Origin of the sequence: Xenorhabdus sp. SGI246 (genome assembly GCF_040838225.1) — a bacterium.
Classification (GTDB): domain Bacteria; phylum Pseudomonadota; class Gammaproteobacteria; order Enterobacterales; family Enterobacteriaceae; genus Xenorhabdus; species Xenorhabdus indica.
In genome coordinates this window covers 192,092-204,089 of the sequence record NZ_JBFPEZ010000002.1, presented here as the reverse complement: position 1 = coordinate 204,089, position 11,998 = coordinate 192,092, and the positions used below count along the sequence as shown (strand labels likewise).

General features: G+C 42.2%; 9 protein-coding genes. 6 read left to right on the top strand and 3 right to left on the bottom strand.

Going from position 1 to position 11,998, the window contains the following annotated elements:
• Window positions 1–88: 88 nt before the first annotated feature.
• Complete coding sequence (gene mrcA, locus ABLA85_RS00985) at window positions 89–2,617, top strand: peptidoglycan glycosyltransferase/peptidoglycan DD-transpeptidase MrcA (RefSeq protein ID WP_367960560.1); 2,529 nt, start codon at window positions 89–91, stop codon at window positions 2,615–2,617.
• Window positions 2,618–2,889: 272 nt separating this feature from the next.
• On the opposite strand, the gene nudE is transcribed toward mrcA, so the two are convergent.
• Window positions 2,890–3,441, bottom strand: a complete 552-nt coding sequence (nudE, locus tag ABLA85_RS00980) for an ADP compounds hydrolase NudE (protein ID WP_047680308.1) — start codon at window positions 3,439–3,441, stop codon at window positions 2,890–2,892.
• 355 nt (window positions 3,442–3,796) lie between these two features.
• Between nudE and ABLA85_RS00975 the strand changes: the two genes are divergently transcribed.
• From ABLA85_RS00975 to pckA, 4 genes are all read left to right on the top strand, one after another.
• Window positions 3,797–5,902: an IgaA/UmoB family intracellular growth attenuator gene (locus ABLA85_RS00975; RefSeq protein ID WP_367960558.1), complete on the top strand. Its 2,106-nt coding sequence runs from the start codon at window positions 3,797–3,799 to the stop codon at window positions 5,900–5,902.
• Window positions 5,903–5,982: 80 nt separating this feature from the next.
• A complete protein-coding gene (gene hslR, locus ABLA85_RS00970) occupies window positions 5,983–6,396 on the top strand; it encodes a ribosome-associated heat shock protein Hsp15 (protein ID WP_367960556.1) in 414 nt (137 codons plus the stop codon).
• 26 nt (window positions 6,397–6,422) lie between these two features.
• Complete coding sequence (gene hslO, locus ABLA85_RS00965) at window positions 6,423–7,295, top strand: Hsp33 family molecular chaperone HslO (RefSeq protein ID WP_367960554.1); 873 nt, start codon at window positions 6,423–6,425, stop codon at window positions 7,293–7,295.
• Window positions 7,296–7,503: 208 nt separating this feature from the next.
• On the top strand, window positions 7,504–9,123 hold the full coding sequence (gene pckA / locus ABLA85_RS00960) for a phosphoenolpyruvate carboxykinase (ATP) (RefSeq protein ID WP_367960552.1): 1,620 nt from the start codon (window positions 7,504–7,506) through the stop codon (window positions 9,121–9,123).
• 105 nt (window positions 9,124–9,228) lie between these two features.
• On the opposite strand, the gene ABLA85_RS00955 is transcribed toward pckA, so the two are convergent.
• Entirely contained in the window at window positions 9,229–9,924 is a 696-nt protein-coding gene (locus tag ABLA85_RS00955; RefSeq protein ID WP_367960550.1) for a pirin family protein, read from the bottom strand.
• 304 nt (window positions 9,925–10,228) lie between these two features.
• Here ABLA85_RS00955 and ABLA85_RS00950 point away from each other — a divergent pair, with 304 nt between their 5' ends.
• The gene (locus ABLA85_RS00950; protein ID WP_367960548.1) at window positions 10,229–11,005 is read left to right on the top strand and encodes an APH(3') family aminoglycoside O-phosphotransferase; all 777 of its coding nucleotides are present in this window, start codon (window positions 10,229–10,231) and stop codon (window positions 11,003–11,005) included.
• On the opposite strand, the gene ABLA85_RS00945 is transcribed toward ABLA85_RS00950, so the two are convergent.
• The gene (locus ABLA85_RS00945) at window positions 11,002–11,991 is read right to left on the bottom strand and encodes a GNAT family N-acetyltransferase (RefSeq protein ID WP_367960546.1); all 990 of its coding nucleotides are present in this window, start codon (window positions 11,989–11,991) and stop codon (window positions 11,002–11,004) included. The two genes, ABLA85_RS00950 and ABLA85_RS00945, sit on opposite strands and share 4 nt — an antisense overlap.
• Window positions 11,992–11,998 lie beyond the last annotated feature (7 nt).

The window sequence follows — 11,998 nt, the reverse complement described above, 5'->3', positions numbered from 1 at the left end:
AAGGACATATTCATTGTGTTGTATAGCCTTTATACTACGTACTAATCGTTTATAAATTGCCTCATTAACATGGCGTGAGAAATTTCAGGTGAAGTTCATAAAGTATTTTTTGATCCTTGTCGTTGTTTGCATTTTATTGGGAACCGTCTCGATTTTGGGTTTGTACAAATATATCGAACCACAGTTGCCAGATGTCGCGACTTTAAAGGATGTCCGATTACAGACACCAATGCAGGTATTCAGTGCTGATGGTGAACTTATTGCCCAATATGGTGAAAAACGTCGTTTGCCGCTGACCTTGTCCGAAATACCGCCTTTAATGGTGAAAGCCTTTATTGCCACGGAAGATAGTCGTTTTTATGAACATCATGGTGTTGATCCGATAGGTATTATCCGTGCGGCCTCAGTTGTGATGACTTCTGGTCATGCTTCTCAGGGGGCAAGTACTATTACTCAGCAGCTTGCGAGAAACTTTTTCCTCAGTCCGGAAAAGACTTTGATACGTAAGGCTAAAGAAGCGTTTCTGGCGATTAAAGTTGAGCAACTGTTAACCAAGAATGAAATTCTTGAGCTATATCTCAACAAAATCTACCTTGGTTATCGTGCTTATGGTGTTGGTGCCGCGGCACATGTCTATTTTGGCAAGAACGTTAATGAATTGACTTTGGGTGAAATGGCGATGATTGCCGGATTGCCGAAAGCGCCTTCTACCTTTAACCCACTCTATTCTCATGAACGGGCGCTTAATCGCCGCAATGTGGTATTGGGGCGTATGCTGGAGGAGGGATACATCACTCAACAGCAATATTATCAGGCAAGAAGTGAAAAATTAATTGCCCGTTACCACACTCCGCAAATTGTTTTCTCTGCCCCTTACCTGACTGAAATGGTAAGGCAGGAAATGATTAACCGTTATGGTGAAAATGCCTATACGGATGGCTATAAGGTCTATACCACGATTACACGCAAATCCCAACTGGCGGCTGTTGATGCTGTTCGTACCAATGTGATTGATTATGATGTCCGTCATGGTTATCGCGGTGCTCAGGAAGTGTTGTGGAAAGCTGGCCAACCAGTATGGAGCCAGTCTCAGATCATCAATAAACTGAAAACTTTGCAGAAATATGATCCTTTGTTGCCTGCCGTTGTGACGAAATCCAATGCAACTCAGGCAGAAGCCATGTTGACGGATGGCAGTAAAGTTGAACTGACTATGGCGGGAGTTCGCTGGGCGCGTCGATTCAAGACTGACAATCTGCAAGGGCCTGTACCGCAAAGTGTTAATGAAGTCATTCGAGCTGGTGAACAGATTTGGGTCAGGAAAGTCAATAATATCTGGTGGCTGGCTCAATTACCGGAAGTTAATGCTGCGCTGGTTTCTATCAACCCGATGAATGGTGCGATAGAAGCATTGGTCGGTGGATTTAATTTTGAATTGAGTAAATTTAACCGCGTAACTCAATCGTTGCGTCAGGTTGGCTCTAATATCAAACCGTTCCTGTATACCGCTGCGATGGATAAAGGTCTGACACTGGCATCGTTGCTTAACGATGCACCTATCAGCCGTTGGGATGCAGGCGCAGGTACTGACTGGCGTCCAAAAAACTCTCCACCAACCTATGATGGCCCAATTCGTCTGCGTCAGGGATTGGGGCAATCCAAGAACGTGGTGATGGTGCGTGCTATGCGTGCAATGGGTGTTGATTATGCTGCTGATTACCTAAAACGCTTTGGTTTGCCGGGTGAAAATGTTGTCCGCACGGAGTCGCTGGCATTGGGATCTCCTTCTTTCACGCCAATGCAATTAGTGCGTGGTTATGCAGTGATGGCGAATGGTGGTTATCTGGTCGATCCTTATTTCATTAATAAAATTGAGAATGACGAAGGAAAAGTCCTGTTTGAAGCGAAGCCGAAGATTGCTTGTCCACAGTGTACCGATATTCCTGTGATTTATGGTGATACCGCCCGTTCCATTGAATTGTCCGAAGATTCGATTGAAAACGTAGCTCATTCCAATCTTTCGGCTGAGCCAGCTTTACCTCAGCCGAATCTGGAAAGCGTAGCGCCTAATGTGAATACCGATGATCAGCAGTATGCTCCGCATGTTATCAGCACACCGTTGGCGTTTCTGATCCATGACGCTTTGAAAACCAATATTTTTGGTGAGCCGGGCTGGATGGGAACAGGCTGGCGTGCTGCTCGTGATTTGAAACGCCGTGATATTGGTGGCAAAACCGGGACAACCAACAGCTCGAAGGATGCGTGGTTTTCAGGTTATGGGCCAGATAGGGTTGCGACGGTCTGGATTGGTTTCGATGAGCACAGTAAAAGTCTGGGACGCACACCTGCTCTGAAAGGGGAAGGTGGAGCGAAAACAGCGCAGCCAATTTGGGATGATTTCATGAAGATGGCATTGGAAGGTGTTGCGGAGAAAGTGATGGAACCGCCAGAAGGTATTGTGTCTGTCACAATTGATCGGGCGACAGGCAAGCTCTCCAATGGAGGGACAAATACCCGTAAGGAATATTTTATTGAAGGTACGCAGCCAACAGAATATGCCGTACCAGAGGCGGGAACGACAGTGATAGAGAATGGCGAAAGCCATGAGCTGTTCTGATTATTTTTAAATACCAGCACTTAGGTATAATCACGTAGGTAGTAAATAGAGATAAAAGGCTCTGTCAGATAACTGACGGAGCCTTTTATTATTAATTTAAAGAATATAATAAATATGTTTATTTATTATTTTTAATAAAGTTAAAGATTTTTTAATGTATATTAGGTAATGGTGTTTAATTGATTTTATATCGTCATAAGAAATGGGCATTAAATATCACGATCTTCAATGCCCTCTCATCATCTTGCTACATACCTGCTGTAAGTGTAGTCCTAGCGTTTTTCATTTAGATATCGTTGTGCAAAAAATAAAGCGCTGATGTTTCTGGCTTCGTTAAAATCGGGATGTTCCAATAGTGACATCATATCTGTTATTGGCCAGCAAACCTGCACCAGAGGTTCCGGTTCATCTCCTTCCAGATTTTCGGGATAGAGATCTTGTGCAATGACAATGTTCATTTTGCTGGAAAAATAAGAGGGAGCCATAGTCAGTTTTGTCAGTAGTTCAAGCTTTTTTGCTCCTAATCCTACTTCTTCCTTTAACTCACGGTTGGCGGCTTCAAGGATACTTTCCCCCGCATCAATTGCTCCCTTAGGAAAACCTAACTCATATTGCTCAATACCAACGGCGTACTCACGTATCAGGAGTAACTCATCACCAATCACTGGAATGATAAGGACTGCTTCATGATTAGCAGGCTTCATGCGCTCATAAATACGTCTGGCACCATTACTGAATTCAAGATCAACGGACTGGATGTTGAATAGACGAGAATGGGCAATATCACTTATATTCAATATCTTAGGCTTTTTCAGATCAATCATGCTTGCCCCTGGCAGTTATTGCGCATTAGTCAATTGAAAAATAATCCATCCAATCAGCTCATGGCACTTGGGAAATACAATTTTTGTAGTGACATTGGATGTGAATCCAAACTCTGCTTTAATATGGCCGATTATGCTAGTAAATGATAGCGATTATCGCTTGTATGTATTTTTGTTACTATTTTACTCTTGCACAAAAAAACTTCTTTTTACGAGCGGGTATGAGAAAATTTATATAACATTTTGTAAATAAAATTAAAAATAGGAAGCGAGAATAGGAATAACCTGATTCTGAGTGATTCTTTAGATTGTTATTTTGTCAGCCTCTGTATTGCTTTATGGGCGTGGAGAAAAAATGAGCTCACTGGTCATTATATTGGCTATTTTTATCGTTAGCCTGACTATAATGGCTTCCTTTCTGACTTTCAGATGGAGGCGTTCTGATAACGCGCGTTACTTGTCATTGATGGCTAAAGCAGCTAGCCGCAAGCTAAGTGCGGATGAATCTCAAGCTATTGAGTCTTATCTGAAAAATATCCTGCCCAAAATGAAATCAGACAGGAGCTATATGTCCGGCTGTCCGGCGTTGCCGGTCAGAAATGATACGGTTTATACCATTAGCCATACCATAACCCGTTTTTCCGCTGCTTCAGAAGAAGCGCAGCATTGGCGCTATTATGTTGATGAAACGGAAATACATTTTCCTGCAATGCTTGAGCCGTTTGTTAATCAGCGGAATACGGTAGACATTGTTCAAACTTCTTCGATACCGCTCGTTATTGCAGTGAATGGTCATTGTTTGACAGATTATCAGCAGAATCTGAACATCCCCAATTTTAAGAAAACGGAACACGCTTCAATTCAGAAGAATGGTAATTCGAATGCCAACTTGTTGTATGTACGTAAGGAAACGCCAGAAGAGTATCGTCTGCGTCACTCAACAGGTATTCAGGAAGGGGTTCTGATGTGCATGGGGCTTTCCTTATTGTTTCTGGCTCTTTTTGTACCTGTCCTTCTATTGCCGTGGCTAATATTGGTTTCTGTTCTGCTTATACTTGCCAGTTTTTGGCCGCTTTTCAGGTGGCCATCTTCTCGTAATTTATTAAATATAAATTGCTTTAGCGGGATATTAAAACGCTGGGGTGTTTTCAGTGAATTTGAGCCGGAACACAAAAAAAATATCTCATTGGGCGGAATTGACCTGATTTATCCCGCTCACTGGGAGCCGTACCTTGCTCATGAGCTTGACCAAAATACTGATGTGGATATGTACTCCAGTTGCCATGTTGTGCGGCAGGGGCGTTATCTTTCGTTGCATGAGGAAGAGAAACACTATCCCTACCAACGTTATCGAAAGAACCAGATGTTGGTGGTTTTTTCTGTTTTAGCTATGTTATTACTGTACTTTTATCAACCCGCCAGTTTATCTATGCGGCTGAGTTTCGCATGGCTGCACGGTAGTAATACCAAGGTTATTACCAGCGTCAATGAACTACTAAATATGCCACTTCGGGAAGGGGATGTACTGAGAGTTAAAGGTACAGGAATGTGTTACATGCCCCCTATGCTGGATACTTTTCCCGGTCAGAATGGGCTCTCTTTTGCTCCATTTAACTGTTTTGGTATCTATTGGAATAATGGCAGCGCATTACCCAGACCGGAATCAGAAATTATTAATAAAGCATCAGCATTGCTCACAACAGTTAATGAGCAACTACGCCCAATGGAAAATAGCCGGAAATCGAATTCCAATCTGAATGAAGTGATTGCTAAATCGGGAATGATACTACTCGATAATTTTTCTCAAATCATTTTGAATACTCAGGCACTTTGTCAGAAGGACATGGATTGCAATCGTCTAAAAAATGCCCTGATTAATCTGGGTAATGGCAAAGATTGGGATGATCTTTTGTATCGGGCAGAAAAAGGAAAATTGAAAGGAACCAAAGTATTATTACGCTCTGTGAGTGCTGATGCATTGGGAAAACTTGTTGATGCCACCACTTCCTCATTTATTTACCGGGAAATTGATAAAGTGAGTATTCTCATAAACAGCCCTCCACCGGGAGGTGTTTTGCTGATTAGTGATGAAGATCGCCCACTGGTTGAATATCCGCTTGCGCCGATCATTTTTTATGAGTACACCGCTTTGCAACAATGGGGGGAATTGCTACGGCTGGCGAATATATTGACGCATATACCATTTGAAACCGAAGGTATTGTGACGGGGTTATCTGAAGATGCTAATGGTACTCGTCATATCATGTTACATAGTGAACCTGATTCTATAACGTTGATTCGTTATCTGGGCAGTTGCCTCTTTTTAGCCGTAATTATGGCGACATTGATTGTTAATAGCATATTGGTTATTAAGAAAAAACAAAAAAACAGTCAGCGTCTTGTGCGGATCAGACAGTACTATGACAATTGTTTCAATCTGAAACAACCGCCGATGAATTAGTGATAATCACGCGGGCTATGTTACCCTAAATTTGTCTTTAGCCGGCTAGCTTTAATCAGAAAGAACAGAGAGAAACAACCATGCCTAATTCAGACAATGATCAAGCTGTTCGCCTTGATAAGTGGCTGTGGGCTGCCCGTTTTTACAAGACCCGTTCCATCGCGCGTGAAATGATTGATGGAGGAAAAGTCCATTATAATGGGCAGCGGAGTAAGCCGAGTAAACTGGTTGAGTTGAACGCAGCAATTAAATTGCGTCAGGGCAATGATGAGAAAACAGTAACAGTTTTGGCATTGAGCGGACAAAGGCGCAGTGCCACAGAAGCTCAACAGCTTTATCAGGAAACAGAAGAAAGCATCATTAATCGGGAAAAGATGGCTTTGGCCCGTAAAATGAACGCGTTGACGATGCCACATCCTGATCGCCGTCCAGACAAGAAAGAACGGCGTACCCTGATTAAATTCAAGAACACAAAATTTAATGAGTCGGAATAACCGTCTCAGTGAAATGAGAGAGATTTATGATTAAGCATGACCAATTACACCGCTTTTTATTTGAAAGCCATTCTGTCAGGGGAGAACTTGTTTCTGTAAGTGAGACTTACCAGCGAATGCTGGAGAATCACCATTTTCCCCAACCTGTACAGCAATTGTTGGGTGAGTTGTTGGTCGCCACCAGTCTGTTGACTGCCACATTGAAATTCAACGGGGATATCACAGTACAAATTCAAGGTGATGGGCCTGTTAAGTTGGCGGTCATTAATGGAAATAACCGCCAGCAAATGCGCGGTACTGCGCGCATTGATGGTGATGTCAATGCTGCAAGTTGTCTGCGTGATATGGTTGGTAATGGTTATATGGTCATTACCATTACACCAACAGAAGGTGAACGTTATCAAGGTGTAGTCGCATTGGAAGGAGAGACGCTGGCTGAATGTTTGGATGCTTACTTCAAACAGTCAGAACAATTGCCGACCCGTTTGTTTATCCGAACTGGCATGCAGGATGGCAAAATGGCGGCTGGTGGTATGTTATTGCAAATCCTGCCGGGTGCACAGGCAGGCAGTGATGATATGCTTGACCATCTGGTTCAACTGACTGCGACCATCAAAGGCGAAGAGTTGTTTACGCTGGATGTGAAAGAAATTCTGCATCGTCTTTATCATGAAGAAGATGTTACTCTGTATGAACCTCAGCAGGTTGAGTTCCGTTGCACCTGCTCTCACCAACGTTGTGCTGATACTCTGGTAACATTACCGGAAGCGGATCTGCAAGATATTCTTCATCAAGATGGCCAAATTGACATGGAATGTGAATTCTGTGGTATGCACTATATTTTTGATGAGAAGGCGCTTAACGAAATTAAAATAGCGAAAAAAGAACAATTACATTAACTGTATTTATGATTTATTTTTAGAGGGCGTATAAATACGTCCTTTTTATTATTTAAAAATTTTTATTTCGTGTTCTATGTCTCATATAAGCCTAAAAAAATAATATAATTTCAATTTTTTGATAACAATCGCTGTTAATTAGTCATAATTATTTATTATTTCTGAGAGAGATAGAGATGAAATCTAACTGATCAGGAGCAATAAATAAATGAGCGTTACAGGCATTACTGTGCAGGAACTTATGGTTTATGGTATTCGTGATGTAAGCGAAGTTATTTATAACCCAAGTTATGAATTGTTATTCTCTGAAGAAACGAAATCCTCTTTACAAGGATATGAGAAAGGAACATTGACCAATCTTGGTGCTGTTGCAGTAGATACTGGGATCTTCACAGGGCGTTCTCCTAAAGACAAATATATTGTGCGCGATGAGGTGACTCGCGATACGGTATGGTGGGCAGATCAGGGAAAAGGTAAGAACGATAATAAACCGCTCAGTCAGGAAACTTGGTCTCATCTTAAAGGATTAGTCACTCAGCAGCTTTCAGGCAAACGTTTGTTTGTGGTTGATGCTTTCTGTGGGGCGAATGCGGATACTCGTCTGAAAGTACGTTTCATCACAGAAGTGGCGTGGCAGGCACATTTTGTCAAAAACATGTTTATTCGCCCATCTGATGAAGAGCTTATTGATTTTACGCCTGATTTTATTGTGATGAACGGGGCGAAATGTACTAATCCACAATGGAAAGAGCAGGGACTGAATTCTGAAAACTTTGTTGCTTTTAACCTGACAGAACGGATGCAGTTGATCGGCGGTACTTGGTACGGTGGTGAAATGAAAAAAGGGATGTTTTCAATGATGAACTACCTGTTGCCATTGAAAGGCATTGCTTCCATGCACTGTTCTGCCAATGTGGGTGAGGATGGTGATGTTGCTGTTTTCTTCGGCCTTTCTGGTACGGGAAAAACCACGCTTTCTACTGATCCGAAACGTAAATTGATCGGTGATGATGAACATGGCTGGGATGACGACGGTGTGTTTAACTTTGAAGGTGGTTGCTATGCAAAAACCATCAACCTGTCGAAAGAAGCTGAGCCCGATATTTATCACGCCATTCGCCGCGATGCTCTACTGGAAAACGTCACGGTACTGGCAGATGGTACTGTTGATTTCAATGATGGTTCAAAAACAGAAAACACTCGTGTTTCTTATCCTATCTACCATATCGAAAATATTGTTAAACCTGTCTCAAAAGCAGGTCATGCAACTAAAGTTATTTTCCTGACTGCTGATGCTTTTGGGGTACTTCCTCCTGTTTCCTGCCTGACTCCAGAGCAGACTCAATATCATTTTCTGTCTGGTTTTACAGCAAAACTGGCGGGAACAGAGCGTGGTGTAACAGAACCAACGCCAACTTTCTCTGCATGTTTTGGGGCGGCATTCCTGTCATTACACCCGACTCAGTATGCAGAAGTGCTGGTCAAGCGTATGCAGGCATCCGGTGCGAAAGCCTATTTAGTTAATACGGGTTGGAATGGCACTGGCAAACGAATCTCTATCAAAGATACCCGAGCGATTATCGATGCGATCTTAAATGGCGATATTGAAGATGCGGATACCATTGAATTGCCGATTTTTGATGTGGCTGTACCAACAACATTATCGGGCGTTGATACGGGTATCCTCGATCCACGCAACACGTATACAGATAAATCTGAGTGGGATGCGAAAGCCAAAGATTTGGCACAGCGTTTCATTGATAACTTTGACAAATATACAGATACCGCTGCTGGTGCAGCATTGGTAAACGCAGGGCCGAAGCTGTAAGAGACTCAGATTAGCTGGATTAAACAAGGTGGGACTGCGGTCTCACCTCAGATTAAGAATAACGGGGTTTTTTGTCAGGGTGTCTCTTATTACTTGAAATTGTCATCAATTTGGCGGCAGATCGAACAATAAAATTTCACTCTGTTGGTCAACGGTTATCTGAATGTCGGATTCATCCCAGATAGCGATACCATCGCTGGTAGTTGCTTGTATACCATTGATAGCTACTTTACCGTGAACCACTTGAATCCATATTTTTCGCGATTTTTCTATATGATATTCGTATTTTTCACCATTTTTCAATGCCCAGCGCCATAACGTCATATCCTGAAAGATCTTCAATGAACCACAACGGGCATCGGGAGAAAGTACTAACTGATGATTTTCTTGTGTATCAAAGCGGCGTTGTTCATAGCGAGGAGGCAGACCATTTTCTTCTGGCATGATCCAGATTTGGTATAGGTGAAGCGGTTTATCATTATGTGGGTTGTATTCAGAGTGGCGGATACCTGTGCCCGCGCTCATAATCTGGAACTCTCCTGCTGATATTTGCCCCAGATTTCCCATACTATCTTGATGTTCCACTGTACCGGAAAGCACATAGGTCAGAATTTCCATATCATGGTGAGGATGCATACCAAATCCTTGTCCTGCGTCAATCACATCTTCATTAATGACTCTCAGAGATGAGAAACCCATAAAATTGGCATCATAATAATGAGAAAATGAAAAAGTGTGCCAGCTATCCAGCCAGCCATGATTGGCGTGGCCTCGTGCTGAAGCTTTACGTAGGTAAATCATTTTCAAAATCCTTCAGTGTTTTTTGTAGTCTAGTTGAAGGAATTAAATATGAAATATGAGAAATTTAATCTGAAGTATCAAATTATTTGAATAATTAAAACAGGATACTAAGAATAAAAAAAAGCCAGCATGAAGTTGCTGGCTATAAAAGTAAACACTGGAAGCAATGTGAGCAATGTCGTACTTTCACATGACCCTGAAGGTGGTGCACTGAAAGTAATAATAATGATAATCGTTCTCAATATCGTTTGTAAAGCGTTTTTTTAATCAAATTTCGTTTTTAAATTTCAATAAGGAAAATGATATGTTACCCAAGTTACCACAAGATATTGATTGCTTTATCGGCAATGCTGCCTTAATCCCTGATGAAATCGGTGAATCCCCTAGCAGTGTCTATAGTTTTATTCGGGGTAACGATCGCTTTTTTCTCAAGTATTCTCCCATCGTTTATGCAAATACGACTTATAGTGTCATGCGGGAGGCTTCAGTGCTGAATTGGCTTAATGGTCGCCTGAATGTGCCGGAAGTTGTGTGTGTTGCAGAGAATTCAGAAGGGGAGTTTATGATCACACGTTGTTTACCCGGAGAGCCGTTGTACACACGGATAAATGCTCATCAACCTGTTCTGGAACTGTTTCATGAAGCTGTTCGTCAGATACAGGCTGTATCCATAATCGATTGCCCGTTCGACTCTGGGGTTAATTTTCGTCTTCAGGAACTGGAGTATTTGTTGGATAACAATTTGTGTGCTGAAGAATATGACCTTGGACAATGGCCGGGAATAGCGACTCCACACGATTTACTGGCACGTCTTCATGCTACGTTACCGAGTGAGGAAAAGGTATTTTCCCATGGAGATCTTTGTGACTGCAATATCTTCGTTGATGCACATGACGAATTGTACTTCCTTGATCTTGGCCGAGGCGGAATTGCAGATCGCTGGCTGGATATTGCATTTGTTCATCGCAATTTACTTGAGATGGTTTCAATAAGTGCAGCTACCAGATTTCTGGATACGCTTGGCGGTCTTGATAACTCAGCCAAGCGCGTGTTCTTCAAGCAATTAGATGAATTATTCTAACCTGGTAGGCATTCACTTAGCTGATGTAGGAGTGAATGCTCCGTAGTTTTCTCCAATTCCATTTGGTATAGGTTTTGTGTACTGATGTCAGAAAATTGATACGGTGTTGATTGATAACCCCGTAACCAGAGCAGAAACCACCCTGTATGTACATCAGGACATAGCCCGGCGAAGCGAAATCCACCTTTTTTTAACTGTGGATATAACTTCAATGCCTTTTCACACGCAGGAAGTCTTAAATAGATTAACTGGTTGGCAGGGTAATCTATGATTTCCGATAAGAAATCAGAATCAACCTCATACGATGTGATCTCCAAACGTCGTCCACTGATTTTAGAACTAATGAGCCTGGCGTTAACTAAATTAGTGTTAAAAACAGAGTGCTCTCCTTGTTGTTCATTGGGTGATGATTCACCAACGTATTGAGCTATCTGGTCGGCCCAGTCTCGCAAGGGATGTGGCCAGTTCAGTTTAGGCAATGGAAATGCTTTAAGAGGCAAAATACCTTGTACAATACTTTCAGGCTCTGCTAACCCGAATGGTGAATCAACATAGTCCAGCATCAGTGCTGTCGAGTAAAAACCCAGGTTTTGTGCTAAATACTGACTTTTCAGGTGCGAACAGACTTGTTTTATCGTCAACAAACTATACTGCTGTTCTTTCGCATAGTGACACAAATAGCGACCCAAAGATTTAGCAATACCTCTGCCTTGAAATCCTGGATACACAGCAACCAACGCTAATTCAGCCTGATTTTGCTGCACAACATCTTTAATCAGCGACGCATGACCAATCAGTTGTCCCTGATAAAAAGCTAAGGCTGAATACCATTTCCCTGTAGTTTGATAGTCATCTATCAATCTGGGCAGATAGATATCAGGATAAACGTATGAATCACCGTAAATTTCACGAAATAATTTGCTGATATGTTTTCCGTCACCTGGTTGATAGTTTCGGACCTGAATAGCAGAAGGAAAAATAGTCATAGATTTC

Coding starts and splice junctions, on each gene's coding strand:
- ABLA85_RS00950 (WP_367960548.1), top strand. CDS start 10,229: ATGTTACCCAAGTTACCACAAGATATTGATTGCTTTATCGGCAATGCT.
- pckA (WP_367960552.1), top strand. CDS start 7,504: ATGAGCGTTACAGGCATTACTGTGCAGGAACTTATGGTTTATGGTATT.
- ABLA85_RS00955 (WP_367960550.1), bottom strand. CDS start 9,924: ATGATTTACCTACGTAAAGCTTCAGCACGAGGCCACGCCAATCATGGC.
- nudE (WP_047680308.1), bottom strand. CDS start 3,441: ATGATTGATCTGAAAAAGCCTAAGATATTGAATATAAGTGATATTGCC.
- hslO (WP_367960554.1), top strand. CDS start 6,423: ATGATTAAGCATGACCAATTACACCGCTTTTTATTTGAAAGCCATTCT.
- ABLA85_RS00945 (WP_367960546.1), bottom strand. CDS start 11,991: ATGACTATTTTTCCTTCTGCTATTCAGGTCCGAAACTATCAACCAGGT.
- hslR (WP_367960556.1), top strand. CDS start 5,983: ATGCCTAATTCAGACAATGATCAAGCTGTTCGCCTTGATAAGTGGCTG.
- ABLA85_RS00975 (WP_367960558.1), top strand. CDS start 3,797: ATGAGCTCACTGGTCATTATATTGGCTATTTTTATCGTTAGCCTGACT.